The sequence below is a fragment of the Deferrisoma palaeochoriense genome, from assembly GCF_054656955.1.
This window is the reverse complement of sequence record NZ_BAAHXI010000059.1, coordinates 1-25,464: the sequence shown is the minus strand read 5'-3', so window position 1 is coordinate 25,464 and position 25,464 is coordinate 1. Positions and strand designations below refer to the sequence as shown.

Here is a 25,464-nt window from a genome sequence, read left to right as displayed (position 1 = left end):
TTCGCGGCCTACGGAGCTTCCAAGTAACTTCGGTCCACGGTCGGCGGTCTCGCGGTCGGCGGTCCCGTGGTCCAGACGGCCCCGGCGCACCGTGTGGCCGAGGCGGAAGTTATTGTTTTTGCAAACAGGCCGCGCCCCGCGCGGCTTACCGGAGCTTCCAAGCAACTTCGGTCGTCGGTCGCCGGTCTCGCGGTCTTCGGTCCTGTGGTCGAGACGGCCGCGGCGCACCGTGTGGCTGAGTCGGAAGTTATTGTTTTTGCAAACAGGCCGCGCCTCGCGGCCTACGGAGCTTTCTACTGGTTCCTGCTTCCCGGTAGCCCTTCAGCTCCGGGTCGCGTGATACGCCACCAGCGCGGGCGGCAGAAAGAGGCCCACGGCCGTGCCCGCGAAGCACGCGGGCGATAAGGTAATGGCTGCGGCGAGGAAGGCAAGTCGCAGCCCGAACCGGCCGAGGGCTCCGGCGGCGGCGCGGCGCCGGGCACGACCGGGGTCCGAAGGAAAGCAGCGGAGGGTCGCGAGGTGCAGCCGAAGCGCCAGGACCCCTCCCAGAACCCCCCAGGCCACGCCGGCGGTGGCGGTCCAGCCGCCCCATAGGGCGGCGACGAGGCCGGCGATGCCGGCGGCCACCGGTAGTCCCGTGGTCACGGTTTCCTCCCCCGACGATCGGATTTCTCGATGGTTTCCATCACGATCCGGTATACGGTCCAGATGCCGGAAAGCGCCCCGAGGGGGATGAACACCGCCTTCCAAACCCCGCGGGTTCCCATCCAGCGGTCCAACCCGTGGCCGATCGCCAGGCCGATGCCGATGGCCGCCACCATGGTGAGCCCCAGGTGGGTCAGAAGGCCGAGGTTTTCGGACAGTTCCTTGAGTTCCCCGGGGTCGATGCCCCAGCGCCTTTTGCCTTCGCCCATCGAAGCCTCGCGGCGAGTCGGGGGCGGGGAGGGAGCGCCCAGCCATGGGGCGCTCCGGTTCAGGGGGAGACAGCCTCCAACAGGGCTAAGATGCGATCAAGGTCGTCGAGGTTTCGGTACTCGATGGTGAGGCGGCCGGAGCCCTTCTTCTTTCCGGGAGAGAGACGGACCCGCGTTCCGAAGCGCCGGGAAAGACGCTCCTCCAGGTCCCGGACATTGGGATCCGGCGCGGGGGACTGCCGGGGCCGTGGCGACCGGGGCGTGCGGGCAAGTTCCTCGGCCTGGCGCACCGAGAGGTTCTTGCGGAGGATCTCCTCCAGAAGGCCAAGCCGCTCCGCCTCGTCCTCAAGGCTCAGGATGGCGCGGGCGTGGCCGGCGGTGATGCGGCCGGCCCGCAGGGCCGTGAGGGCCCGCTCGGGAAGGGTGAGAAGCCGAAGGGCGTTGGCCACGGCCGGCCGGGAACGGCCGATGCGCTGGGCGAGTTCCTCCTGGGTCAGCCCCATGCGCTCGATCAGCACCCGGTAGGCCAGGGCCTCCTCCACGGGGTTCAGGTCCTGCCGCTGGAGGTTCTCCACCAGGGCGAGCTCCAGCACCTCCTCGTCGTCGGCGTGGCGGAGGATCGCGGGGAGTTCGGTGAGGCCGGCGACCTGGGCCGCCCGCCACCGGCGTTCGCCGGCGATGAGCTCGTAGCCCCCCTGGGGGGCGGGCCGGACGATGACGGGCTGCACGAGGCCCTTCTCCCGGATGCTCTGGGCGAGGTCCTCAAGGGCCTCGGGCTCGAAATCCTGCCGGGGTTGGTGGGGGCTCGGGTGGATCTCCTCGATGGGGCAGAGGAAATACTCTCCCTCCAACCGGTCGGGCAAAAGGGCGTCGAGCCCGGTTCCTAGGGCGGGGCGCTTTTTGCGGCTCATGGGGCGGCTCCCTCCGGGTTACGAGAGGAGTTCCTGGGCCATCCGCAGGTAGCTCTGGGCGCCGGTGGACCGGGCGTCGTAGAGGAGGGCGGGTTTGCCGTGGCTGGGCGCCTCGCTCAGGCGGACGTTCCGGGGGATCACGGAGCGGAAGACCTTGTCCCGAAAGTGGCGCCGGACCTCGTCGGCCACCTGGTGGCTGAGGTTGTTCCGGGCGTCGAACATGGTGAGAAGGATGCCCTCGACCTCGAGCCGCGGGTTGAAGGTCCGCCGTACGGTGCGGATGGTGGTGAGCAGTTGGCCGAGGCCCTCCAGGGCATAGTACTCGCACTGAAGGGGGATGATGACCGCGTCCGCAGCCACCAACGCGTTGAGGGTGAGGAGGCCGAGGCTCGGGGGGCAGTCGACGAGGATGAACTCATACTCGTCGCGCGCGGGCGCCAGGGCCTGCCGGAGCCGGAACTCCCGGCGGTCCTCGCCCACCAACTCGACTTCGGCGCCCGCGAGGTCCCGGGAGGCCGGAACCAGGGAGAGGTTCGGCAGATCGGCCGGTCGCAGGAGATCCGCCACCTGGGCCTGGGCCAAAAGAAGGTGATAGGACGAGGGGTCGCCGGGGGCGAGGCGGTGTCCGAGACCGCTCGAGGCGTTGGCCTGGGGGTCGAGGTCCACGAGGAGAACCCGGCGCTCGGCGGCGGCGAGGGACGCCGCGAGGTTTACGGCGGTGGTGGTCTTCCCCACACCCCCCTTCTGGTTCGCCGTGCAAAGGATCCTGCCCATGGGCCACCTCCTGAGGCGGCGTATGGTAGCACAGGGGGCGGCGACGGGGAACCGACTCGGCGGCGCCGGAGGGGATGTTTCACGTGAAACATCGGCCCGGGAGGATCGGCCACCGCAGCGAGGGGTTAGTACTCCGGCGGCCAAATAGACGCGATCGGGGGCATGGGGCCTGCTGGAACGCCGGGCGTGGCTCCTACAGTGGCCGGATGCCGCACTCACGCACGGGCGGAAGCAGGCCCCATGCCGGGCCCCGGGGATGGGTGTCGGTTTAACCGCAACTTGGTATAAGCCCCGGTAGGCAGCGGGGACGGCCTGATCGCAAAACACTCCCCCTGGGACCGGCGTCGGCGCGAAGGCTGTCGGGCGGGGCAAAGGGCCTGCCGGTAAGGAGGAAGTGATCAGAGGACGGGGGCTCCGACATCTCGCCTCAGAATTCTGGCCCCTGATGCCGGGGTCAACACGGGGTCAGCACGGCGAGGGCCCGGGGCCCGAATCCCGGCAAGGGGGGGCAGGGTCTGTGGGTGAGGAGGGTCCAGCCCGGCGCGGGGGGAACAGGCCCGGGCCCGAGCAGGAGAAACACCCGGCCGACGGGGGCCAGGAACGGCCGCGCGAGTGCCAGGGCTTCGAGCGGTTGGGTGACGGCCCGAAGGGTCGCGGTACGAAACTCCCCGGCGAGCTCGGGGGCCTCGTCGAGAATCTCGGGAGCCCGGCCCTCGTAGACTTCAGTGTGGGGGAGACGCAGAACCCTGGCGGCGTGGCGCACGAACGCTACCCGCCGGCTTCTGGGCTCGATGCCGACGCAACGCTGGCCCCGGTAGACGAGGGAAACGGGGAGGAGCGGAAGACCGGGGCCGGTGCCAATGTCGAGGAAGGGAAAACCCGGGGCCTCCAGAAGAAACGGGAGAACGGCGTCGGCGATCTGGAGGGCGACGCCGTCGCGGGTTCTGGGGCCCACGAGGCGGATCGCCCGATTCCAGCGAAGGAGCTCGTCGGCGAGCCGCCCGAGGTCGTCCCAGGGCAGGTCTTCGCGTAGCCCCCTCAGAGGGGCCCAAGGGTCAGGAACCGCCATGGGATCGAAGGGCGCCGAGCCGCTTGAGGTGGACGAGAAGCACGGGGCCGGCGGAGGGGCGAACTCCGGGAATCCGGAGGGCCTGGGCCAGGGTGAGGGGCTTGGCCCGGGCCAGGATCTGTCGGACCTCGGTGGCCAGGCCTTCCACCCGGGAGTAATCGAGGTCCGGCGGAAGGGGGGTGGCCTCGAGCCGGCGAAGCTGCTCGAGGCCCTCGAGGTCACGCCGGATGTATCCCTCGTACTTCACCTCGGCTTCCACGGTGATGGCGTCGCGGCGATCGTGCTCCGGCCAGGCCGGGGCCAGGGGGCGGAGAGCCTCGAGGGAAAGCCCGGGCCGGCGCAGCAGGTCCTCCAGGGTCGCGGCCTCCCGGAGGGGGGGCTCGCCGGCCGCGCGGAGAACGTCGTCCGTTTCCGGGCCGGGCCGGACCCGAACGGATCGGAGAAACGTCCGGAGTTCCCCGAACCGCTCCTGGCGTCGGCGAAACGCCTCGGCCCGAGCCGAAGGGACGGCGCCCACCCGGATCCCGAGGGGCGCCAGTCGGAGGTCGGCGTTGTCCTCGCGAAGAAGCAGCCGGAACTCCGCGCGACTCGTGAACATGCGATAGGGCTCCCGGGTGCCCCGGGTGACGAGATCGTCCACCAGCACGCCCAGGTAGCCCTCGTGGCGGCCCACATAGACCGGATCGGCCCCACCGGCCCGGAGCGCAGCGTTGATCCCGGCCAGGATGCCCTGGGCCGCTGCCTCCTCGTACCCGGAGGTGCCATTGATCTGCCCGGCCAGGAAAAGCCCGGAAAGGCGCTTCGACTCGAGGGTGGGATAGAGCTCCCGGGGATCCACGAAGTCGTACTCGATGGCGTACCCGGGGCGGAGGATCTCGGCGCTCTCCAGGCCCTCGATGGAGCGAACCAGGGCGAGCTGCACGTCCAGGGGCAGGCTCGTGGAGATGCCGTTCGGATACACCTCGGCCGTTCCCATGCCTTCGGGCTCAAGAAACACCTGGTGCCGGTCGCGGTCCGAAAACCGGACCACCTTGTCCTCAATGCTGGGACAGTAGCGGGGCCCGACGCCCTGAATCACCCCCGTGTAAAGGGGCGAACGGTCGAGGCTCGCCCGGATGATCTCGTGGGTCTTCGGGTTCGTGTAGGTGATGTGGCAGGGCACCTGCTGGCGGTCGATGGCCGGTGTGTCCACGCTGAACGGGAGGGGGTCAGGGTCGCCGTGCTGGAGGTCTAGGGCGTCCCAACGGATGGTTCGGCCATTCAGCCGCGGGGGCGTGCCGGTCTTGAGCCGGCCTAGGGGAAACCCGAGATCCCGCAAACTCTCGGCGAGTTCCCGGGACGGGGGTTCTCCGGAGCGGCCCGCGGGGTAGGACCTGAGGCCGACGTAAGCGAGCCCGTTCAGGAACGTGCCCGGGCAGAGGACCACGGTGCGGCCGGGAAAATGGACCCCTTCGCGGGTGACCACCCCGCGGAGGTCGGAACCCTCGACCCAGAGGGCCACCACCTCGGCTTGCTGGACCGAGAGGTTCGGCTGGGACTCGACGCACCGCTTCATGTGGGCGGCGTACGCGGCCCGGTCGGCCTGGGCGCGGGAGGCCCACACGGCGGGCCCCTTGCGGGTGTTGAGGCGGCGGTACTGGATGCCGGTGGCGTCGATGGCCCGCCCCATCTCGCCCCCCAAGGCGTCCACCTCCCGCACCAGATGTCCCTTGGCCAGACCCCCGATGGCGGGGTTGCAAGACATCTTCCCCACCGCGTCGAGGTTAAGCGTCAGGAGCAGCGTGGACGCGCCCATTCGGGCCGCCCCCAAGGCGGCCTCGATGCCGGCGTGGCCCGCGCCCACCACGATCACGTCATAGCGCCGGTCCCACTCCATCGCGGTCCTCCGGCCGGGATGTTTCACGTGAAACATCCCGGCCTATTTGCCGATGCAAAACTGGGAGAAAATCCGGTCGAGCACGTCGTCGGGCGTTCCCCAGCCGAGGAGTTCCGCGAGCGCCCGCCTCGCGGCGTGGAGTTCGCTGGCCGCCACCTCGGGAATCCCTCCGCCCTCCAGAATGCGGGCCCCGTTGCGGACCGCGGCCAGGGCGGTCTCCACCAGACGCCGGTGCCTCTCCCGGGTGAGCGGCGCCTCCCCCGTCGGCCCTCGGGATCCTCCCAGCGCCAAGGCGGCGATCCGCTCCAGGAGCTCCGGAATCCCCTGGCCGGTCCGGGCCGACACCAGCACGGGCTCCAGGCCCAGGGCTCTCAACCGTTCCAGGGGGCCGGGGCCCAGATCGGCCTTGTTGACGGCGGCTACGGCCGCGTTGCGGGAAGCAAGCCCCCTCGCCTCTTCCTCCTCCTCGGGACGGAGGGCTCGTCCGGCCTCGCACACGAGGACCACGGCGTCGGCCTCGTCCCTCGCCCTCTGGGCCCGTCGAACCCCCTCCGCCTCCGCCGGGTCCCGGGCGGCACGGAGCCCCGCGGTATCCACCAAACGCACCGGAACGCCCCCGGCCTGGGTCCAGCCATCGACCAAATCTCTAGTGGTTCCGGGCAGTTCCGTGACGATGGCCCGCTCCTCCCCCACCAGCCGGTTGAGCAGGCTCGATTTCCCCACGTTGGGCACTCCCACGAGAGCCACCGTGAACCCCTCCCGGGCGGTGCGTCCCCAGCCGAAGGTCTCGAGCTTCCGCTCCATCTCCCGTGCGAGCTGCCCCAGCTCCTCCCGGATCTCCCCCCAGTCCTCCTCCCCCACGTCGTCTTCCTCGGGAAAGTCAAGGTGCGCCTCGACCCGTGCCAGGATGCCTCCCAAGCGGTCCTGCCAGCTTCCGACCTCCTGGGAGAGCGCGCCGGCGAGAAGGGCCTCGTGGGCCCGGAGCGCTTCCTGGGTCCGAGCCTGGATGACGTCGAGCACGGCTTCGGCCTGGACGAGGTCGATTCGGCCGTTCAGGAACGCCCTCAGGGTGAACTCCCCGGGCCGGGCAAGGCGGGCCCCGGCCGCCAGGGCCGCCCCGAGCACCCCCTGGGCCGCTGCCGGGCCGCCGTGGCAGTGGATCTCTAGCACGTCTTCCCGGGTATACGAGGCGGGGCCGGGCATCCACAGGGCCAGAACCTCGTCCAACATGCCGCCGTCGGGTCCGACGGCGGTGCCCAGGAGCGCCGTGCGAGGCAAGAGGGGCAGGACGTCGGTCCCGGACCGCCGGCGCAAAACGGCCCGGGCCACCTGGGAGCTGCCCGGGCCGCTCACCCGTACGATGGCGATTCCCCCGGTCCCGGGGGGAGTCGCCACGGCGGCAATGGTGTCGTGACGGCGTTCCATGTCGAAGCCGTGGGGGCGTCGTGTGTCTGCAGGTTCGTCTTCGCCGGGCGGTGGGGCAGCCTGGCGGCTAGGCGGCCCAGAACCCAAACGGGTCCGGCGGCACGGTCCCCCTCCAGCCCGTGCGAACGCTTCGCGAGCCGGGGGAATCCTTGCCGCGGGCCCTCGGCCCGGGTCCCCGCCGGGAGGTTGCTCCCCCCGGAAACCCGACCCCGCTCCCTTCCCCGGTCGTGAAGCCCCGCGGGGGCTCCCCCGTTCCGTCGGTCAGAGCCGAGGGGGCGATCACACCCTGCGGCGACCCGCCCCGTCAGGCCGCCGCGGCCTTCCGAGACTCCCGCATCATCCAGGCCTGCTGGGCCACGCTCAGGATGTTGTTCACGAGCCAGTAGAGCACGAGGCCCGAGGGGAAGTTGAGGAACAGGAACGTGAAGATGACGGGCATCCCGTACATCATCATCTTCATCTGCCCCTCGTTCACCCCCGTAGCCGGAGTCAGCTTCTGCTGGAGGAACATCGTGACCCCCATCAGGAGCGGGGTCACGTAGTAGGGGTCTTTGGCCGAGAGGTCCTGGATCCAGAGCATGAACGGGGCGTGCCGGAGCTCGATCGAGCCCAGGAGCACCTTGTACAGGGCGAAGAACACCGGGATCTGCACCAGCATGGGCAGGCACCCGCCCATGGGATTGACCTTGTGGGTCTTATAGAGCTGCATCATCTCCCGGTTCAGGCGCTCCTTGTCGTCCCCGTATTTTTCTTTCAGGCGTTGGATCTTGGGCTGGATCTCCTTCATCTTCTGCATCGAGCGGTAGCTCTTGGCGCTCAGGGGCCAGAAGATGAGCTTGACAAGCACCGTGAGCACGATGATCGCGATGCCGTAGTTGCCCGTGACCCGGTAGATGGCCTTGAGGAACCACAAGAGCGGCACGGCCACGGGGTGGAAGAACCCGTAATGGACCACCTCCGTGAGATCCGCGCCCAGGGGGGCCAGGGCCTCCCGGAGCTTCGGCCCGGCGAACACCCGCAACTCGGCCCGGGCCGACCGGCCCGGCGAGACCGGCTCCAGGGGCACCACGAGCTCCCCCTGGGCCACCTCCTCGAGGCCCCGGAACCGGGTGAGCCGCACCTCCTGGGCCGGCGCGGCCGGCACGGCGGCGACGAGGAAATACCCGTCCACCATGGCGAGCCACCCGATCGGCCCGGTTGCGGTGACGGGGTCCTCGAGTTTCTTGAGTTTGACCTCCTCGTACTCCCCGTCGGCCATGTAGGCGGGTCCGTGGAAGTTGTAGCGGCTCATCTTGTCCTTGGACGCCCCCGTGAAGTCCCGCACCAGGGTCCAGACGATCCGGTCGGCCAGGGGGCCCTGGCCCCGGTTCTCGATCTCCACGGTGACCCCCACCGCGAACCCCTCTTCCGGGAGTTCGAAGGTCTGCACGACCCGCACCCTGTCGGCGCCGTCCCAAGCCAGGACCGCCCGACGCTCGGACCGTTCCAGAACCCGGTACACCGCAGTCCCGGGCACATCGCTCCCGCCGAGGCGCACCTGGCCCGCCAGGTCGAACCCGGAGGGCGCGGCCAGGAGCTCCACGGGCCGATCCCCCTCTTCTCCCCGCTCCGTATAGCCCTTGAGTTCCACCCGGCGGATCGCGGCCCCCTGAGAGCTGATCTCCGCCCGGAGGTCTTTGTTCTCCAGCGCCACGGTTTCAACTGTCGCAGGCGCCTGGGGTTCCATCGGGGTCGGCGGCGTCCGAGCCTCCACCTGCGGCTTGGCGTCCGCCGCAGACCCTGGCGGGGTGGTGGAGGGGGCTGCGGCGGTCTCGGGTTCCGGCTTGCCTTCCGGCGGCGGGGGCGGCGGGGCGAACAGGTACTGCCACAACACCAGAACGGCCATGGAGAGGGCCACGGCCAAGATGGTTCGCTTGCTGTCCATATCGGTCCTGTCCTAAGGGTCGGGCAAGGGGTCGAACCCGCCCGGGTGCCACGGATGGCACCGGGCGAGCCTTCGCAGGGTCAGCCAGGAAGCCGTCCAGAACGGGTATCGCTGGTAGGCGGCGAGTGCGTACGCGCTGCAGGAGGGGTGGAAACGGCACGTCGGGGGCAAAACCGGTGAGATCAGGGTCCGGTAGACCCGGATGAGCCCCGCCGCGGCCCGCGAAGCCAGCGGGCCAAGGCCCGTTCCAGCTCGGCCCCCACCTCTTGGTACCCCAGGTCCGCCGCCCCCTTGCGGGCGATCACCACGCAGTCGATCGGGGGGTGCAGCCGATGCCGGTTTCGGCGAAAGTACTCCCGCACGAGCCGCTTCACCCGGTTTCGGTCGTGGGCCTTGCCAACCTTCCTCGACACCACAAGCCCCAGGCGGCTTGGTGCCTGGGGCCGGGGTAGGACCACGACGGTGAACAGGGGGCGGTGAACCCGGGTCCCCCCCTGAAAGACCCGGTCGAACTCCGCCCGCTTGCGGATCCGGCATGCCCGCGGAAACCGCTCGCTCGGTCTGCGGTCTACTTGCGCGGGATCTCGACCGCGAGCCGCTTCCGGCCCTTCTTCCGGCGGCGCGCCAGCACCTTGCGGCCGTTTCGGGTCGCCATGCGGGCCCGAAACCCGTGGGTTCGCTTCCGTCGGATGCGGCTGGGATTGTAGGTCAACTGCTGCATATGAGAACCTCCTCGGCGGTCCGGTCATGATCAAACTCGGAACGGTTTCGGAAATGCGGAACCCTACGGCACATTCCGTGTCGGCGTCAAGCCCCTTTTCCGCCCGGTCGGCCTACGTGCACGTGCCGTTCTGTGCCGCGCGCTGCCGGTACTGCGCGTTCTACTCGGGGGAACCCGTCGACCGAATCCCGCGGTTCCTCCGAGCCCTGGAGCGGGAGATCGAGGGTTGGGGCGCGGGAGTCGGCCCCCTCGACACGGTGTACCTGGGGGGCGGGACGCCGGGACTCCTGGGCGCGGAGGGACTCGCGCGGATCCTGGACGCCCTCCGGCGGGTGCGGGGGATCGCCCCCGACGCGGAGATCACGATCGAGGTGAACCCCGGGGCCGGCCCCGACCCGGGCGCGCTCCGGCGCGCCGGGGCCACCCGGGTCTCGGTGGGGGTGCAAGCCCTCGACGACCGATGGCTCCGAACCCTCGGCCGGCGCCACGGGGCGGCCGAGGCCCTCGCCTACCTGTCGGCGGCGAGGTCGGCGGGGGTCCGATCGGTGTCGGCCGACCTCCTGATCGGGCTTCCCGGGCTCAAGGCCCGGGAAGCCGCCCGGTGGGCGAGGGACTGCGTGCGTGCGGGCGCCGACCACGTTTCGGTCTACGTGCTGGAACTCCACGATGGAACCCCCCTGCGCCGGGCGACCGAGGCCGGTCGGTTCCCCTGGCCGGCCCCGGACGAGGCCGCCGAGCACTGGGAGGCCGTGGACGAGGCGCTCGCCGCGGAGGGGCTTCACCCCTACGAGGTGTCGAACTTCGCCCGACCCGGCGCCGAGTGCCGCCACAATCTCGCCTACTGGGAGGGAAAGGCCTACCGGGGCCTGGGCCCCGGCGCCCACAGCTTCGACCCGGACCTGGGTCCCTGGGGAATCCGCTGGGAAAACCGCCCCGATCTGGAGGGCTGGCTACGGGCCCTGGAGGCCGGGGCGCCGCCCCCGCGATCGGTGGACGAGCGCTCGGCCGGGGACGCCCTGCTGGAAGCCCTGTTTCTGTGGGCGCGCCGGCCGGTGCCCTGGCCGGCCGACGTGCTCCGGCGGCACGGATTGGAACCCCGCCGCGCGGAGCCCCTCCTCGAGGTCCTCCGCCGCGGGGGGGACCTCGACCGCCGGAACCGGCCAACCCCCCAAGGCATGCTCCGCGCGGACGGGCTTGCCCTGTGGCTCTGGGAGCGGCTCGTTGCCGACACCGGGCAACGGAACTCCGAAGACGGCGAACAGGCCGGGTAGCCCAACCCCAACCCGGCGAACGTCCCCGGGCCCGCAGGGCGCCCTGGCGTGGAGGGGAAATGCCTATAGGCGACTCCGCGACTGTGTCGCCGCCGGGCACAGGCGAAGCCCCGGGTGTCGGCGATCTCCTTGACTACCCCGGGGGGCGTTGCTACGGTACGGCCCGTTAGCACTCCCCCTGGAAGAGTGCTAAGGCAGGAGCGCCATGACCGAAGAGGTGCTGAAGGAACGCGACGCCCGGATCCTGGGAGCGGTGGTCGAGGAGTTCGTGCAGAGCGCCGAGCCGGTGGGATCCCGGAACCTGGTGAAGAAGTACCGGCTCGACATCTCCCCGGCCACGGTTCGTAACGTGATGGCCGATCTCGAGGAGATGGGATACCTGTGCCAACCCCACACCTCGGCCGGCCGCCAGCCAACGGACCGGGGATACCGATATTACGTTGATCATCTCCTCCGGGGCGGGAGCCTCCCCCCCACGGTGCGCCGGAAGCTGAGGGAGGGCATCCGCCCGGCCGAGGACGAGGCCCTGGAGTCGCTGCTGGAGGCGACGTCCCGGGTTCTCTCCCGGGTGGCCCACCAGGTGGGACTGGTGGTGGCCCCTCGGCTCGAGGTCCGGGTGTTCCGCCACGTGGACTTCGTGCTTCTCCGGCCCGGCCGGGTGCTGGTGATCCTGGTGACCCGCTCCGGCGTCGTGCACCACCGGGTCGTGGAGGCGCCCGAGGTGACCAGCCAGGCCGAGCTGGAACCCATGGCCAACTACCTGAACAGTCTCCTGGAGGGCGTGCCCCTCGTCGCGGTGCGGGAGCGCATCCTGGCCGAGATGGAGAACGAACGGGTCCAGTACGACCGCATGCTCCGGCGGGCCCTCGAGATCGGGTCGAAGGCCGTGACCCCCCAGGGCGACGGCGATGATGTGTACGTGGGGGAACCCCTGCACCTGCTGGACCAGCCCGAGTTCCGCGACGTGGCGAAGATGCGGCAGATCTTTGAGGCGTTCCAGCGCAAGGGGATCCTGCTTCGCATCCTCGATCGGGCCCTGGAGGCGCCGGGGGTTCAGGTATCCATCGGGGCGGAGAACCCGGTGGCCGACCTGCAGGAGTGCTCGGTGGTCGCCACCTCGTATGGCGACGAGGAACATCCGCTCGGCGCGGTCGGGGTGATCGGGCCGAAGCGCATGCCGTACGGGGAGGTGATCGCGCTGGTGGAGTACGCCGCCCGGCTCCTGGGCCAGGCGCTGGCCCGCCTGTGATCCCGCTCGCGGGCCGCCCGGGGCCCGGGGCGGCGTGTTTGCAAGAACCGTAACGTTCCGTCCTCGGTCCCGCGGTCGGCCGGTCCGGCAGAAACCGAGGAACCACCGCAACCCGGACCAGCGGACCGGAGACCGCAAGACCGCCGACCGAAGTTACAAGGAGATGCGAACCATGGCGGAAGAACGCGAAGAGGAACGGCAGGAACAGGCCGCCTCTGCGGAGGAAACGGAGAACCCGGCGGCCACCGAGCCGGAGACCGGCGAGGCGGCGGCCGAAGAGGACCGTCTCTCCCGGGTGACCGCCGAGTTGGAGGAGACGAGGAAGAAACTCCTCTACCTGGCGGCCGAGTTCGAGAACTACAAGAAGCGTACCGAGCGCCGGCTGCAGGAGGCTGCCGAGTTCGGCTGCGAGGCCGTGCTCAGGGACCTCTTGCCCGTTCTGGACAACCTGGAGCGGGCGGTTGAGCACGCGAAGCAGGCCGGGGCCGAAGGGTACGAGGGGCTCCTCGAAGGCCTCGGGCACGTCATCCAGCAGTTCCACGACGTGCTGGGGCGCCACGGGGTGGAACCGGTGCCCGGCGAGGGGGAACCCTTCGATCCCTACGTGCACGAGGCCATGGCCCAGGTAGAGGGCGAGGAGCACGGCAAGGTCCACCAGGTGTACGAGAAGGGATATCGCCTCAAGGGCCGGCTGCTTAGGCCCGCAAAAGTGGTGGTGACCAAGGTTGCCGCCGGGGAGGGCGATGGTTAAGGTACCGGCGCCCCGGCCGACGGGGCCGCGGGAAACCACGCAGAACCAAAATTCTAGTTAGGAGGCGAGACCCATGGGCAAGATCATCGGAATCGACCTGGGGACCACGAACAGCGTGGTCGCCGTGGTGCTAAACGGCGAGCCCACCGTGATCCCCAACGCCGAAGGCAGCCGGACCACGCCGAGCATGGTGGCGATCACGGAGGACGGCCAGCGCCTGGTGGGCCAGGCGGCCAAGCGCCAGGCCGTCACCAACCCGGCCAACACGATCTTCGCGATCAAGCGGCTGATCGGCCGGAAGTACACCGACCCCGAGGTGGAGAAAGACAAAAAGATGGTCCCCTACAAGATCGTGGAGGGGCCGAACGGGGACGCCTGGGTGGAGGTGCGGGGCAAGAAGTACAGTCCGGCCGAGATCTCGGCGTGGATCCTCCAGAAGATGAAGCAGACCGCCGAGGACTACCTGGGCGAGCCGGTCACCGAGGCCGTGATCACGGTGCCGGCCTACTTCAACGACAGCCAGCGCCAGGCCACCAAGGACGCCGGCCGGATCGCCGGGCTCGAGGTGAAGCGGATCATCAACGAGCCCACGGCCGCGGCCCTGGCGTATGGGCTGGACAAGGAGGGCGAAAAGAAGATCGCGGTGTTTGACCTGGGCGGCGGCACCTTCGACATCTCGATCCTCGAGATCGGGGAGGGGGTGTTCGAGGTGAAGGCCACCAACGGCGACACCTTCCTCGGCGGCGAGGACTTCGACAAGCGGATCATCGACTACCTGGCCGACGAGTTCAAGAAGGAGCAGGGCATCGACCTCCGGGGCGACCCCATGGCCCTCCAGCGGCTCAAGGAGGCCGCCGAGAAGGCCAAGATGGAGCTGTCGTCCATGACCGAGACCACGGTCAACCTGCCCTTCATCACGGCCGACCAGACCGGGCCCAAGCACCTGAACATCCGGCTGACCCGGGCCAAGGTGGAGCAGCTGTGCGCCGACCTCCTGGACAAGCTGGAGCCGCCGTGCCGCCAGGCCCTGAAGGATGCGGGGCTCTCCCCGTCCCAGATCGACGACGTCATCCTGGTGGGCGGCATGACCCGGATGCCGGCGGTACAGGAGCGGGTCGAGAAGATCTTCGGCAAGAAGCCCCACAAGGGCGTGAACCCCGACGAGGTGGTGGCGATCGGGGCCGCCATCCAGGCCGCGGTGCTGGCTGGCGAGATGAAGGACGTGCTCCTTCTGGACGTCACGCCGCTGAGCCTCGGTATCGAGACCCTGGGTGGGGTGTTCACGAAGATCATCGAGCGCAACACCACGATCCCGTGCCGGAAGAGCCAGATTTTCTCCACGGCCGAGGACAACCAGACCGCGGTGTCGATCCACGTGCTCCAGGGCGAGCGGGAGATGGCCCGCGACAACAAGACCATCGGCCGGTTCGAGCTGGTGGGCATCCCGCCGGCGCCCCGGGGCGTGCCCCAGATCGAGGTGACCTTCGACATCGACGCCAACGGCATCCTCCACGTGTCGGCGAAGGACCTGGCCACGGGCAAGGAACAGTCGATCGAGATCAAGGCCTCGTCCGGCCTGTCCGAGGAGGAGATCCAGCGCATGGTCCGCGACGCCGAGGCCCACGCCGAGGAAGACCGCCGCATGCGCGAGCTCGCCGAGGAGCGGAACCGCCTGGACGGGCTGGTGTACTCCACCGAGAAGAGCCTCAAGGAGTTGGGCGACCAGCTTGACGCGGCCCAGCGCTCCGAGGTGGAGTCGGCCCTCAGCGAGGCCAAGGAGGCCCTCAAGGCCGAGGACATCGGCCGGATCAAGAGCGCCTTCGAGCGTCTGACCCAGGCCTCCCACAAGCTGGCCGAAGAGATGTACAAGCGCACCGCGGCCTCCCAGGGGGGCCAGGAGGCCGGGGCCCAGGCCGGCGGATCCGCCGGCTCGGGCGGCGACGAGGGGGTCGTGGACGCCGACTTCGAAGAGGTGAAGTAGGCCCGCCCCCGAGGGGCGAGATCGCGAGCAGGGGACCCCGCGGGGGTCCCCTGTTTCGTTTCGGAGCCCCGGCGGATACAATGGGCGGCCCGGAGGCCCCTTTCGCCGCCGGGGGATGCGAAGGCCGACCCACCGCGTTGCCGCCCCCGGCGGGGCGGAGGTCGGAATCGGTAGCCGTCTAGCTTTCCAACCGCCATCCGGCACACGAGCGACGTGGCACGAGTGAACTATTACGAGATCCTGGGCATCCACCGAAACGCCACCGCGACCGAGATCAAGCAGGCGTTTCGGAAGCTCGCCCTCCGGTTCCATCCCGACCGAAACCCGGAGGACCCGGAGGCCGAGGCCCGGTTCAAGGAGATCGCCGAGGCCTACGAGGTGCTCTCCGACCCGGCGCGCCGGGCCGAGTACGACCGGGGCGGCCGGCCCCAGGCCAGGGCCCGGGCCGCCGACGTGGACCTACGGGCCCAGGTGGACGAGCTGTTCCGGGAGATCTTCGGCGACATCTTCGGGGGCCGTTCCCCCAGGGGCCCGCGGCCCCAGCGGGGGGCCGACCTGCGTTACCGGATCCAGGTGGACCTGGCCGAGGCCGTCGAGGGCGGGATCCGGGATCTGGAGATCCCGGCCCGGACGTTGTGCCGCTCGTGCGGCGGCACCGGGGCCCGGCCCGGAACGCCCCGGGTGGCCTGCCCCGAGTGCCGGGGCCATGGCACGGTGCGGTTCCAGCAGGGGTTTTTCCACGTGGAAAAGGAGTGCCCGGTGTGCGCGGGCGACGGCCGGGTGCCGGAGTCCCCCTGCCCTGCCTGCGGCGGTCGGGGCGCCCAGGAGGTGGTGCGCCGGCTCCAGGTGCGGATTCCGCCGGGCGTGCAGACCGGCGATCGGCTGCGGGTCGCCGGCGAAGGCGAGGCGGGGCAGCACGGCGGGCCGCCCGGGGACCTCTACGTGGTGGTGGAGGTCCGGGACCACCCGCTGTTCCAACGGGAGGGGAGCGATCTCGTGTGCGAGGTGCCCATCTCGTTCGCCCAGGCCGCCCTGGGGGCCGTGCTCGAGGTTCCCACCCTCTCCGGGGGCACGGTGAAGGTGAAGGTTCCCCCGGGTACCCAGCCGGGGGCCGAGTTTTCGGTGCCCGGCCAGGGCATCCCCCGGAAAGGAGGCGGCCGGGGCGCCCTGCGGGTGCGGGTGCGCCTGGAGGTGCCGGAGAAGGTGGAGGGGCGGGCGCGGGAGCTCCTGAAGGAGTGGGCCCGGCTGGAGGCCGAGGATCCGGGGGCCCCCTACGCCCGGTTCCGGAGCCGGTTTCTGAACGGGGGCGGGGTGTGAGGGGGGTGCGGCTCGGGCTGGTCCTGGCGGCCGCCGCGTGGTTCGGGGGGTGTGCGTCGCCGGCCGTGCGGCCCGAGCCCCCCGTGCCTCCCGTCGAGGCGCACCGGAAGGTGTTTGCGGCGCCGCCGGCGCCCAAACCCCTGCCTCCGCGGCCCGCCCCCGCCCCGGCGCCGGAGGAGCCGCCCCGGGCCCCCGTCCAACCGGAGCAGGCCGAGGCCGCGCCACCCCCGCCGGAAACGACCGCCGACCCCCTGGCCCTGGCCCGGGAGTTCGTGGAGCGGGGCGAGTTCGCGCAGGCCCGCGCGATCCTGGCCGGGGCCGAGTCCACCCCCGAGGCGCGGCGCCTCCTGGGCGACGTGCTCGTGGCCCTGGGCCGGTACCCCGAGGCCGTGGCCGCCTACGCCGAGGCGATCCCCGAAGACGACGACATCGCGGCGGAACCGATCCGACAGGCGATTCGGGGGGTACTGGACGCCATGGGCCCCGAGGACCTGAAACGGGTCGCCGCGTGGTGCCTCTTCTGCCCCGAGGGGGGGTACGCCCGGCTCCGGCTGGCCCGTCTGGCCCTCGAGCGGGGCGCGGAGGACGAGGCCCTGGCCCTTTTGGGGGAGATCGAGGCCGATTTTGCCGGCGATCTCCTGGGCCGTTCGGCCGGGGCCCTGCGGAGGAACATCGAGGCCCGGCGGGCCGTCCGGCCAGGCACCATCGGGCTTTTGGTCCCCCTCTCCGGGCCCCTCCGGTCCTTCGGCCAACGGGCGGTCCGGGGGGCCGTGCTGGGGGCGGGGCTCTTCGGCGACGAGGATCCCGGGAACCGGATCGTGCTCAAGGACTCCCGCGCCGATCCGAACGAGGCCCGCATCCAGGTGGAGGCCCTGGCGGCCGAGGGTGCGGTGGCCGCGGTGGGGCCCCTCAAAGGTGATGCCGCCGCGGCCGCGGCCGCGGCGGCCCGGGGACTCGGGTTGCCCCTCGTGACCCTGACGCCCGCCGAGGGGGTGGCGGGGGATGGGGTCTTCCGGATGTACCTCCCCGAGGCCGAGGAGGTCCGGGCGCTCGTGCGCTATGCGGTGGCAGGGTTGGGGCTCCGGACGTTCGCGATCCTCTATCCCGACACCCCCACCGGCCGCCTTTACCGGGACCGGTTCTGGGACGCCGTGGTGGCCGAGGGCGGGGAGATCACAGGGGTGGAAGCGTTTGCCGAGGATCTGGCTTCGGCGGGCGCCGCCGTGGAGAAGCTCACGGGCGTCTACGGGCTGACGCCCGAGGAGATCCGGGCCCGGTTCCTCGAGGAGGAACGGCTCCGGCTGGAACGGGAGCGGGCCCTGTGGGAGGCCCTGGGGGTGACCCCGGCCGAGGCGGCCCTCGAGCCCCAGGTGGACGAGGAGCGCCTCGCGGAGTACAAACCGAAGCCCATCGTGGACTTCGACGCCGTGTTCCTGCCGGCCCCCAGCCTCACCGCCGCCCAAGTCGCCCCCCTGCTGGCATTCCACGACGTGGAGAGCGTTCGGCTCCTGGGCATCCGCTCCTGGATCTATCCCAAGTTCCTGGAGGTGGGGAAGGACGCGGTGGAGGGGGCCGTATTCGCGGCCGCGTTCCACCCGTCGCGCCCGGAGAGCGCCGCGTTTTCCTCCGCGTTCGAAACGGCCTACGGCGAGCCTCCCGACGATCTGGCCGCCTACGCCCACGACGCGGTGAAAGCCGTGGTCTCCGCCGGCCCGGAGGCCACCCGGCCCGACGTCCGGGCCCTGCTAGCGAGCCTGCGTGACCTGCCCGGGGCGCTGGGCCCCGTGTCGGCAAGCCCCGGGGGCGACCTCCATGCCGCCCCGGTGCTCCTTGCCGTGCGAAGGGGCCGCTTCGAACCGATCGGTGACCTGCCTCCCCCACCCACCCCGAGGGTTCCATGACCGACACGCCCGTGTTCCACCGCTTGCCCAATGGCTTCGAACTCCTCGTGCTCCCCAACCGGGCCGCGCCCGTCGTGGCCATGGACCTGTGGATCCGGGCCGGGAGCGCCAGCGAGCTTCCGGGCCAGGAGGGACTCGCCCACGTGGTGGAGCACATGCTGTTCAAGGGCACCGAGGGTCGGGGGCCGGGACAGATCGCGGCCGAGGTGGAGGGGCTCGGCGGAGAGATCAACGCGTTCACGAGCTTCGACCACACGGTCTACACCCTGACCCTGGCCAGCCGGTTCGCCGAGCAAGGCCTCGACATCCTAGCCGATGCCGTGTTCCGGTCGCGGTTTGACCCCGCCGAGCTCGAGCGGGAGAAGCTCGTGGTCCTGGAGGAGATCAAGCGGGGTCGCGATCACCCCCAACTGCGGCTCTCTCGGCTTTTGTTCGAACAGGCCTACCGGGTCCACCCCTACGGCCGGCCGGTGATCGGGTTCGAGGACACGGTCAGGGCGTTTCGGTCCGAGGACTGCCGGGCCTTCGTGAAACGCTGGTACCGGCCCGGCAACATGGTGCTCGTGGTGGCGGGCGACGTGGATCCGGCCGAGGTCGCCCGGCTCGCCGAGCGGTGGTTCGACGGAGGGCCCCGCGGCCGCCCCCGGCCGATCCCCCGCCCCCGGGAGCCCCGGCCCGAGGGGCCGCGGGTGTCGCTCGAGGACCGGGACGTGACCGAGGCGTACCTGAGCCTGGCCTTCCCCGGACCCTCGGCCCGGAGCCCCGACGTGGCCGCCGTGGACCTTCTGGCCGCGCTTCTGGGCCAGGGGGAGGCGTCGCGGCTCCATCACCGGGTGAAGCTGGAGCGAAACCTGGTGCGGGGGGTGGCCGCGGGGGCGTACACCCCCCGCGATCCGGGCCTCGTGTACGCCTCGGCCGTGGCCGATCCCGAGCGGGCGGACGAGGCGCTGGAGGCCGTGCTCCACGAGGTGTTCCGGCTTCGGCACGAGCCCGTGGGGAACCGGGAGCTCGAGCGGGCGCGGCTCATGCTGGAGGCCGAGTTCGTGTACCAGAGGGAGACGGTGCAGGGGCAGGCCGAGAAGGCGGGGTTTTTCCACCTCGTCCTCGGGAGCGCGGAGGCGGAGGAGCAATACCTGGAGGCCCTGCGGGGGGTCGGCCCGGCCGAGGTGATGGCGGCGGCAAAGCGCTACCTGCGACCGGAGCGGGCCGTGGTCGTGGGACTCCGGCCCAAGGGGGCCGGGCTCGAACCCGCCGGGGTGGCCCGGAGGGTGGAGGCCGCCGCGGAGGAGGCGCGGCGGGTCCACCGCAGGAGCGCGGCCGTGCGGCGGGAGTGGGTGTGGCACCGGCTCGCCAACGGGGCCCGCCTGATCGTGAAGACGAACCCCCACGTGCCCCTGGTGGCCGTGCGGGTGGGCTGCCTCGGAGGCTTGCGCCGGGAGCCGGCCGAGAAGGCCGGGCTCTACCACCTCCTGGCCCGGGCCTGGACCCGGGGTACGGCCACCCGGAACGTCTACGAGATCGCCCACGCCATGGACGCCCTGGGGGGTGAGGTGGAGGGGTTCTCGGGCCGCAACTCCTTCGGGCTCCGGGCCGAGTTTCTGGCCCGGTACGCCGAGGACGGGTTCGAGCTCCTGGCCGAGATCCTGAGCCACCCGACCTTCCCGGAGGGCGAGGTGGAGAAGGTGCGACAGGACACCCTGGCCGGCATCCGGGCGCGGCGCGACAACCCCTCGGGGTTCGCGTTTCGCCGGTTCGAGGCGGCCCTGTACGGGAATCACCCGTTCGGCCGGGACGTGCTTGGAACCGAAGAGGCCGTGCGGGCGCTCACGGCCGGCGATCTCCGGGCCTTCTACCGCAAGGGCCTTCGGCCCGACGAACTGGCCGTGGCCGTGGTGGGCGACGTGAGCCCGGACCGGGTGATCGAGTTCTGGGAGCGGGCCCTGGAGGACGTGAGGCCCGCCGAAGCGGCCCCGCCCGACCCCCCGAGCCCACGGCCGCCCGCCCGGGCGGTTCACCGAGAGGCGGCCCCGTTCGAGCAGAGCCACGTGGTGGTGGGGTTCCTGGGTGCCCGGATCACCGACCCCGACCGGCATGCGCTTCGGGTGATCGACGCCCTCCTGAACGGCCAGGGCGGCCGCCTGTTCCGCCGGCTTCGCGACGAGCGAGGGCTCGCCTACGCGGTGACCAGCGTGTGCGTCGAGGGGCTTGACCCGGGGTATCTGGCCGGCTACATCGCCACCGCGCCCGACCGGGCCGAGGAGGCCAGGAAGGGGATCTTGGCCGAGATGGTCCGGCTGGCCGAAGAACCCCCCGATCGGGACGAGCTCGAGCGGGCCCGGCGAAAGCTCGTGGGGGGCTTCGAGATCGCGCTCCAGTCCAACCAGGTCCAGGCCGCCCAGATGGCCCTCGACGAGATCTACGGGCTCGGGTACCGGCACCTGGAGGCGTTTGCGGAGCGGATTTTTGCCGTGGACGCCGGGGCCGTGCAAGAGGCCGCCCGCCGGTACCTGCGGCCCGAGCGCTGCGTGAGCGTCGTCCTGGGGGCGGACGGCGCGGCCGGCTGATGCGGGAGCGCTCGGCCCGGGCCCTCTGGGTGGGCGGCGGTGCGGTCGCCCTGGGGCTCGGGGTCGTGGGGGTGTTCGTGCCGGTTCTCCCCACGGTGCCCTTCGTGCTCCTCGCGGCCGCCTGTTTCGCCCGGGGGTCGGAGCGGGCGCACCGCTGGCTCCGGGAGCACCGCCATTTCGGCCCCCTCGTCCGTGCGTACGGGTCGGGCCGGGTACCCCGAAGGGCCCGGAATCGGGCCCTCGGGCTCCTTTGGATCACGATCGGGCTGACGGCGGGCCTGGCGGTGCGGGCGGTTTGGCTTCGGGTTCTCCTCGTGGCCGTGGCGGCCGCCGTGTCCGCGTACCTCCTTTGCCTCCCCACGGACGACGACTGATCCGGGGGCCGGGCTCCGTTCGTCTGCAAAGGGGTCTCCATGTCCGCGACCGTTCCCGCCGAGATCCTGATCCGCTCCATCCACACCGTGCTCGTGGTGTTCGACCCCGAGGCCCGGGTGACGCTGTGGAACCCGGCCGCCCGGACGGCGTTGGGCCTGGCGGAGGACGCCACCGGGGCGGAGGTGGAAGACCGGCTCGGGGCCGAGGTCCTGGCGGCCGTTCGCACGGCCATGGGCCGGAGACGGGCCGCGCGGCTCGACGAGGTGACCCTGGAGATCGGCGGAGAACCGCGGATCTTCGGGGTCACGGTCTCCCCCCTTGAGGAGGGGGAGCGGCTCCTGGGCGCGGTGCTCACCGGCCGGGACATCACGGAGCGGGTCCGGCTCTCGAGCACCCTGGAGGACCTGACCCGCCAGGCGGAGCGGGCCGCGGCCCTGCGGCGGCTCGTCCACGAGCTGCGTACCCCCCTGAACGCGATTCTCGCGACGGCCCAGTACCTGGGGCTCATCACCGACCCGGAGGCGCCCGCCCGCCGGTATGCCGATCGGATCGCCGAGGAGACCGAGCGCCTGGCGCGGCTTCTGGACGGGGTCTCCGAACTCCAGGGCGCCGGGGATCTCGCCCTGCGCACGGCCGACCCCGGCCCCCCGGTGCGCCGGGCCGTCGAGCTCCTGACGCCGGTCGCCGAGGACGCGTGCGTGCGCCTGGAGGCCCAGGTGCCCGTCGCCCTGCCGGCGATTCCCCACGACCCCGACCGGCTGGAACAGGTGGTGGTGAACCTCCTCCAGAACGCGGTGGAGGCGGCCGGTGCCGGGGGGGAGGTGCGGGTACGGGTGTGGACCGAGGCGGACGGGGTCGTGCTCGAGGTGGCCGACACCGGCCCCGGGGTGCCCGAGGAGATCGCGCCGCGGCTGTTCGAGCCGTTCGTGTCGGGGAAACCTGGCCGGGGAAGGGGCCTCGGCCTGGCGGTGTGCCGTGAGATCGTGGAGGCCCACGGGGGCCAGGTGTCGTGGGAGTCGGAGCCGGGTCGCGGGACCCGGTTTCGGGTGCGGCTGCCGGCGCCATGACCCAGGCGGGGGCGGAGGCGCTTCGTCGCCTGGAGGATCTGCTGGCCGGCCGGGTGCGGGTGCCGGCCGACGCGTTGGGGCGGGTGCTCCCGGCCCTCGTGCAGCGGGCGGGCCCCCAGGGCCAGCAGGTCCTGGGGCTTCATCTGGTGCGGGAGCCCGACCCGCGCCGCGCGGCCCTGCTGATCGAGGCCCTTCCTCCCACGTCGGCCGAACCCCTGATCCCCTACCTGGTGGAGGGGGTCCTGAAACAGCCCGCCCTGCCCCGGGGGTTGGCCACGGTGCGGACCCTGGGGGACCTCGGGAGCCCCGCCGCCCACGCCGCCCTGGCCGAGGTCGAGGCCCGCACCAGCCATCCGGCGCTACGGTCCGCCGCAGCGGCCCGGCGGGCCGAGATCGAGGCCCGCAGCCCGGCCCGCTACCGGTGGATTCCCCTTCTGATCCAAGGCGGCGAACCCGGGCCGGACGTGCTCGATGGTCTCGTGGGCGCGCCGGATCCGGACCTGGAGCCCCTGCTCCTGGATGTCCTGCCGGCCCTGGGGGAGGCAGGGCTCTCGGTCGCCCTCCGGGTGCTGGGCCGGCGTGGCGGAGAGGCGGCGTACGGGGCCCTGCGCGCCGGCCTCGACCTCGACCGGCCCGACCTCCGGGTGCTGGAGGCCCTGGCGGAGATCGCGGCGCGGCACCCTTCTCTGGCCGAACCCGACCGGGACCGCTGGGTGGGCGGGGTGTTGCGCTGGGCGGAGGACCCGGACATCGGGCCGCCCTTGGCCCGTCTCGCGTGCCGCGGCGTGGAGGGGGTGCCCCTGGAGGCGGTGCGGGCCCTGCTGGCCTCGCCGGTGGAACCGGTGCGCCGGGAGGCCCTGGAGCTGCTCTCGCGAAGTCCCCTGCCCGAAGCGGAGCCCCTGATCCAGGAGGTCCTGTCCCGGGCCGGGGAGGCCGAGGCCGCGGCCTGCTTGGTGGCGCTGGCCGCCATCGACGGCGGGCAGACCCTGGGGGAGTGGGCAGTCTCCAACCGCCCCGAGCAGCGGGCCGCCGCGGCCCGGGCCGCGCCGAGGGCCGGCCGGGAGGATCTGTGGGCCGACCTCCTTTCGGATCCCGATCCCCGGGTGGCGCTGGTCGCGGTGTCCCAGGTGGCCGAGGCGTTCCCGGCCGATCTGGAACCCCTGGAACGGGCGTGCCGGGAGTCGGCGATCCCGCTCGTGGTGGAGCGGGCCGCCTCGGCGGTGGGGGAAAGGGGCGACGCGGGATCCGCCCCGGAACTGGCCTCCTGCCTCCTGGCGGAACCCTGGCGGGCCGCGTCGGCGGCCAAGGCGCTCCTGCGGCTTCGCCAGCGGGCGGTGGTGAACTGGGACCTCCTGGGGCCTGAGGCCCAGGGCCGGATGCGGGAGGCCGCCCGGGCCGCTCCCCTGGAGGGTCCGCTCCTGCAGGTCTGGGCCGGGTGGATCGAGGATCTGCCGGCCGACGTCCTGGAGACGCTCCAGCACCGGCTTCGGGAGGGGCTTCGGGACCGGGCAGGCCGGAAACCCTCGCTGGCGGAGGCGATCTATCTCGCCGTTGCCGGCCGGCTGTCGGCGCTGCGCACGGCCGAGAGATGCGCCGAGGAGGCCCAGGCGCTGATGAAGCGTCTGGGAGAGGGCCCGGTCCGGCCGGACTTGGTGGGGGCCCTGGCCCGGTGCTGGACGCGGCCCGATGTGGAGTTCCCGCCGGAACTCTCCCAACGCGTCGAGGTGTGCCTGGCGGCGGTCGCCGCGGATACCGGGGGGCACGTGGGCGCCCGGGTGGAGGCGGTGCGGGCCCTGGGGCTTCGGGGTTCCGCCGCGTGCATTCCCACCCTGGTTCCCCTGTGCCGCGGCTCCGCTCCGGCGCTGGCCGACGCGGCCCGCAAGGCCCTGGGGGAGGTGTCGCGGCGCCACCCCGGGGCGGAAACGGTTTCCTCGGGGACCGAAACGGGGGGGCCGTGCGTGCTGGTGGTGGAGGACGAGACGGCGGTTCGGGACGTGTACTGCCGGTATCTCCTCGAAAAGGGGTTTTCGCCCCTGCCGGCCGCCGACGGGCTCCAGGCCGTGTCGCTCCTGGAGCGCGTGCCCGTGGATCTGGTGCTCCTCGACCTCCAGTTGCCCCGCCTCGACGGGTTCGGGGTGCTGGAGGCCCTGGCCCGGAGACGGCGCCGACCCCCGGTTCTCGTGGTGACCGCCCACGGCGACCGGGCCACCGTGCTCCGGGTGGCCCGGTTCGGGGTGGAGGCGGTGTTGGTGAAACCGGTGAGCCTCGAGGCCTTGGTGGAGCGGATCGGAAGGATTCTGGCCCGGTAGCTGGCGGTTTTTCCCGAGGCGGGTAGGCTGGCGGGGGGAGCCCCACCGCCGGAGGACCGCCGAACGAAAAGGAGGCCCCATGCGTTCCCAACCCGCGCGCCCGCTCCACTGGATCGGGGACCCGGACCCGCACGGCCGGGCCCTCGTGCTGCTCCACGGCGCCGGGGGGCACCACGGGCTGTGGCTCCCGGTGTGGCGGGAGCTGCGCGCCCGGGGCGTTCCCGCCCTGGCCGTGGACCTGCCCGGACACGGCGGCTCCGCGCCGCCGCCGGAGTGGACCGTGGAGGGACTGGCGGACGCCGTGGCCCGGGGGCTGCGGGAGGGGGGGCTCGCGGCCTGGGTGGTGGCCGGGCATTCCCTGGGCGGGGCCGTGGCCCTGACGCTCGGGGCGTCGGGGGATCCGGCCGTGCTGGGGCTGGGCGCGGTGGCCACCGGGGCCCGGCTCGGGGTCAACCCGGCGATTCTCGAGGGCATCCGCACGGCCTTCGAGGTGACGGTGGATCGGATCGCCCGGTGGTGCTACCCCAAGGGCACGCCCGAGGGGGTGTGGAAGGAGGCGGCCGCCACCCTGGCCGCCGCAGGCCCCGGGGTGCTGTGGAACGATTTCGAGGCCTGCCGCCGCTACGGGCTCTCGCCCGAGGCGCTGGGCCGGATCGCCGTGCCGACGGCCGTGGTGTGCGGGGACCGGGACGTCATGACCCCGCCGGAGCTCTCCCGGGAGCTCGCCGAAGCGATTCCCCGCGCGGGCCTCCGCCTGGTTCCCGGGGCCGGGCACATGGTGATCCTGGAGGCGCCCGGGGCCGTGGCCGAGGCCCTGGCCGAGCTTTGGAAGAGGGCGGTCGGATGATCTTCTTCCCCCTGGCCCTGGTCTTCGCCCTCGCTCTCTTCTTCCTGGGGCTTTTCGTTTTGGCCCTGGTGCAGGTGGGGCTCATCGGCGCGGCCTTCGCGAAGCTGGGCCTCCCGCCCCAGGCCGTTCCCCTGGTGCTCCTGGGAAGCCTCCTGGGAAGCGGCATCAACATCCCGGTACGCCGGATCCAGGGGCCTCCCCAGCCGGCGGAGCTGGAT

The 25,464-nt window shown here is 71.9% G+C and carries 21 protein-coding genes and 2 pseudogenes; 12 read left to right on the top strand and 11 right to left on the bottom strand.

Annotation, left to right across the window (positions count from 1 at the left end; all coding sequences use genetic code 11):
• Window positions 1–321: 321 nt before the first annotated feature.
• From ACYQ8L_RS14545 to rpmH, 11 genes and pseudogenes are all read right to left on the bottom strand, one after another.
• Entirely contained in the window at window positions 322–645 is a 324-nt protein-coding gene (locus ACYQ8L_RS14545; RefSeq protein ID WP_459942530.1) for an ATP synthase subunit I, read from the bottom strand.
• Complete coding sequence (locus ACYQ8L_RS14540) at window positions 642–914, bottom strand: AtpZ/AtpI family protein (protein WP_459942529.1); 273 nt, start codon at window positions 912–914, stop codon at window positions 642–644. The genes ACYQ8L_RS14545 and ACYQ8L_RS14540 overlap by 4 nt, the downstream gene beginning before the upstream one ends.
• A 59-nt stretch (window positions 915–973) precedes the next feature.
• Window positions 974–1,825, bottom strand: coding sequence for a ParB/RepB/Spo0J family partition protein (locus ACYQ8L_RS14535; RefSeq protein ID WP_459942528.1), 852 nt, complete (start codon window positions 1,823–1,825; stop codon window positions 974–976).
• Window positions 1,826–1,843: 18 nt separating this feature from the next.
• The gene (locus ACYQ8L_RS14530) at window positions 1,844–2,599 is read right to left on the bottom strand and encodes a ParA family protein (RefSeq protein ID WP_459942527.1); all 756 of its coding nucleotides are present in this window, start codon (window positions 2,597–2,599) and stop codon (window positions 1,844–1,846) included.
• Between the two features lie 454 nt (window positions 2,600–3,053).
• Window positions 3,054–3,668, bottom strand: coding sequence for a 16S rRNA (guanine(527)-N(7))-methyltransferase RsmG (locus tag ACYQ8L_RS14525; protein ID WP_459942526.1), 615 nt, complete (start codon window positions 3,666–3,668; stop codon window positions 3,054–3,056).
• On the bottom strand, window positions 3,655–5,544 hold the full coding sequence (mnmG, locus tag ACYQ8L_RS14520; RefSeq protein ID WP_459942525.1) for a tRNA uridine-5-carboxymethylaminomethyl(34) synthesis enzyme MnmG: 1,890 nt from the start codon (window positions 5,542–5,544) through the stop codon (window positions 3,655–3,657). The genes ACYQ8L_RS14525 and mnmG overlap by 14 nt, the downstream gene beginning before the upstream one ends.
• A gap of 42 nt (window positions 5,545–5,586) precedes the next feature.
• A complete protein-coding gene (gene mnmE / locus ACYQ8L_RS14515) occupies window positions 5,587–6,969 on the bottom strand; it encodes a tRNA uridine-5-carboxymethylaminomethyl(34) synthesis GTPase MnmE (protein ID WP_459942524.1) in 1,383 nt (460 codons plus the stop codon).
• Window positions 6,970–7,273: 304 nt separating this feature from the next.
• The gene (gene yidC / locus ACYQ8L_RS14510) at window positions 7,274–8,893 is read right to left on the bottom strand and encodes a membrane protein insertase YidC (protein ID WP_459942523.1); all 1,620 of its coding nucleotides are present in this window, start codon (window positions 8,891–8,893) and stop codon (window positions 7,274–7,276) included.
• Window positions 8,894–8,905: 12 nt separating this feature from the next.
• Window positions 8,906–9,124 carry a membrane protein insertion efficiency factor YidD gene (gene yidD / locus ACYQ8L_RS14505; RefSeq protein ID WP_459942531.1) on the bottom strand — a complete coding sequence of 73 codons (219 nt, stop codon included), beginning with the start codon at window positions 9,122–9,124 and terminating at the stop codon, window positions 8,906–8,908.
• Window positions 9,076–9,429, bottom strand: a pseudogene (gene rnpA / locus ACYQ8L_RS14500) (ribonuclease P protein component); the annotation flags it as partial. The gene yidD and the pseudogene rnpA, both read right to left, overlap by 49 nt.
• Before the next feature lie 32 nt (window positions 9,430–9,461).
• Complete coding sequence (rpmH, locus tag ACYQ8L_RS14495; protein WP_025323655.1) at window positions 9,462–9,614, bottom strand: 50S ribosomal protein L34; 153 nt, start codon at window positions 9,612–9,614, stop codon at window positions 9,462–9,464.
• Window positions 9,615–9,691: 77 nt separating this feature from the next.
• Here rpmH and ACYQ8L_RS14490 point away from each other — a divergent pair, with 77 nt between their 5' ends.
• From ACYQ8L_RS14490 to ACYQ8L_RS14435, 12 genes and pseudogenes are all read left to right on the top strand, one after another.
• A complete protein-coding gene (locus ACYQ8L_RS14490) occupies window positions 9,692–10,885 on the top strand; it encodes a coproporphyrinogen-III oxidase family protein (protein ID WP_459942522.1) in 1,194 nt (397 codons plus the stop codon).
• A 205-nt stretch (window positions 10,886–11,090) separates the two neighbouring features.
• Window positions 11,091–12,134, top strand: a complete 1,044-nt coding sequence (hrcA, locus tag ACYQ8L_RS14485; RefSeq protein ID WP_459942521.1) for a heat-inducible transcriptional repressor HrcA — start codon at window positions 11,091–11,093, stop codon at window positions 12,132–12,134.
• Window positions 12,135–12,306: 172 nt separating this feature from the next.
• Window positions 12,307–12,885 carry a nucleotide exchange factor GrpE gene (locus tag ACYQ8L_RS14480; protein WP_459942520.1) on the top strand — a complete coding sequence of 193 codons (579 nt, stop codon included), beginning with the start codon at window positions 12,307–12,309 and terminating at the stop codon, window positions 12,883–12,885.
• A gap of 73 nt (window positions 12,886–12,958) precedes the next feature.
• Window positions 12,959–14,866, top strand: coding sequence for a molecular chaperone DnaK (gene dnaK, locus ACYQ8L_RS14475; RefSeq protein WP_459942519.1), 1,908 nt, complete (start codon window positions 12,959–12,961; stop codon window positions 14,864–14,866).
• Window positions 14,867–15,079: 213 nt separating this feature from the next.
• Window positions 15,080–16,183, top strand: coding sequence for a molecular chaperone DnaJ (gene dnaJ, locus ACYQ8L_RS14470; RefSeq protein WP_459942518.1), 1,104 nt, complete (start codon window positions 15,080–15,082; stop codon window positions 16,181–16,183).
• A complete protein-coding gene (locus ACYQ8L_RS14465) occupies window positions 16,180–18,084 on the top strand; it encodes an ABC transporter substrate-binding protein (protein ID WP_459942517.1) in 1,905 nt (634 codons plus the stop codon). Before dnaJ ends, ACYQ8L_RS14465 begins: the two co-directional genes overlap by 4 nt.
• Window positions 18,081–20,648: a M16 family metallopeptidase gene (locus ACYQ8L_RS14460; protein ID WP_459942516.1), complete on the top strand. Its 2,568-nt coding sequence runs from the start codon at window positions 18,081–18,083 to the stop codon at window positions 20,646–20,648. Before ACYQ8L_RS14465 ends, ACYQ8L_RS14460 begins: the two co-directional genes overlap by 4 nt.
• A complete protein-coding gene (locus ACYQ8L_RS14455; protein ID WP_459942515.1) occupies window positions 20,648–21,022 on the top strand; it encodes a YbaN family protein in 375 nt (124 codons plus the stop codon). The genes ACYQ8L_RS14460 and ACYQ8L_RS14455 overlap by 1 nt, the downstream gene beginning before the upstream one ends.
• 39 nt (window positions 21,023–21,061) lie before the next feature.
• On the top strand, window positions 21,062–22,090 hold the full coding sequence (locus tag ACYQ8L_RS14450) for a two-component system sensor histidine kinase NtrB (protein ID WP_459942514.1): 1,029 nt from the start codon (window positions 21,062–21,064) through the stop codon (window positions 22,088–22,090).
• Window positions 22,087–24,399 (top strand): response regulator, encoded by a 2,313-nt coding sequence (locus ACYQ8L_RS14445; protein WP_459942513.1) that lies wholly within the window; start codon window positions 22,087–22,089, stop codon window positions 24,397–24,399. Before ACYQ8L_RS14450 ends, ACYQ8L_RS14445 begins: the two co-directional genes overlap by 4 nt.
• A gap of 79 nt (window positions 24,400–24,478) precedes the next feature.
• A complete protein-coding gene (locus ACYQ8L_RS14440; RefSeq protein ID WP_459942512.1) occupies window positions 24,479–25,246 on the top strand; it encodes an alpha/beta fold hydrolase in 768 nt (255 codons plus the stop codon).
• Window positions 25,243–25,464: pseudogene (locus tag ACYQ8L_RS14435) on the top strand (DUF1614 domain-containing protein); the annotation flags it as partial. The gene ACYQ8L_RS14440 and the pseudogene ACYQ8L_RS14435, both read left to right, overlap by 4 nt.

What these genes read in the sequence shown, in the direction of transcription:
- ACYQ8L_RS14535 (WP_459942528.1), bottom strand. Translation starts at nt 1,825, where the DNA reads ATGAGCCGCAAAAAGCGCCCCGCCCTAGGAACCGGGCTCGACGCCCTT.
- rpmH (WP_025323655.1), bottom strand. Translation starts at nt 9,614, where the DNA reads ATGCAGCAGTTGACCTACAATCCCAGCCGCATCCGACGGAAGCGAACC.
- mnmG (WP_459942525.1), bottom strand. Translation starts at nt 5,544, where the DNA reads ATGGAGTGGGACCGGCGCTATGACGTGATCGTGGTGGGCGCGGGCCAC.
- ACYQ8L_RS14525 (WP_459942526.1), bottom strand. Translation starts at nt 3,668, where the DNA reads ATGGCGGTTCCTGACCCTTGGGCCCCTCTGAGGGGGCTACGCGAAGAC.
- ACYQ8L_RS14460 (WP_459942516.1), top strand. Translation starts at nt 18,081, where the DNA reads ATGACCGACACGCCCGTGTTCCACCGCTTGCCCAATGGCTTCGAACTC.
- yidC (WP_459942523.1), bottom strand. Translation starts at nt 8,893, where the DNA reads ATGGACAGCAAGCGAACCATCTTGGCCGTGGCCCTCTCCATGGCCGTT.
- ACYQ8L_RS14540 (WP_459942529.1), bottom strand. Translation starts at nt 914, where the DNA reads ATGGGCGAAGGCAAAAGGCGCTGGGGCATCGACCCCGGGGAACTCAAG.
- ACYQ8L_RS14530 (WP_459942527.1), bottom strand. Translation starts at nt 2,599, where the DNA reads ATGGGCAGGATCCTTTGCACGGCGAACCAGAAGGGGGGTGTGGGGAAG.
- ACYQ8L_RS14445 (WP_459942513.1), top strand. Translation starts at nt 22,087, where the DNA reads ATGACCCAGGCGGGGGCGGAGGCGCTTCGTCGCCTGGAGGATCTGCTG.
- ACYQ8L_RS14450 (WP_459942514.1), top strand. Translation starts at nt 21,062, where the DNA reads ATGTCCGCGACCGTTCCCGCCGAGATCCTGATCCGCTCCATCCACACC.
- mnmE (WP_459942524.1), bottom strand. Translation starts at nt 6,969, where the DNA reads ATGGAACGCCGTCACGACACCATTGCCGCCGTGGCGACTCCCCCCGGG.
- hrcA (WP_459942521.1), top strand. Translation starts at nt 11,091, where the DNA reads ATGACCGAAGAGGTGCTGAAGGAACGCGACGCCCGGATCCTGGGAGCG.
- dnaK (WP_459942519.1), top strand. Translation starts at nt 12,959, where the DNA reads ATGGGCAAGATCATCGGAATCGACCTGGGGACCACGAACAGCGTGGTC.
- ACYQ8L_RS14440 (WP_459942512.1), top strand. Translation starts at nt 24,479, where the DNA reads ATGCGTTCCCAACCCGCGCGCCCGCTCCACTGGATCGGGGACCCGGAC.
- ACYQ8L_RS14455 (WP_459942515.1), top strand. Translation starts at nt 20,648, where the DNA reads ATGCGGGAGCGCTCGGCCCGGGCCCTCTGGGTGGGCGGCGGTGCGGTC.
- ACYQ8L_RS14480 (WP_459942520.1), top strand. Translation starts at nt 12,307, where the DNA reads ATGGCGGAAGAACGCGAAGAGGAACGGCAGGAACAGGCCGCCTCTGCG.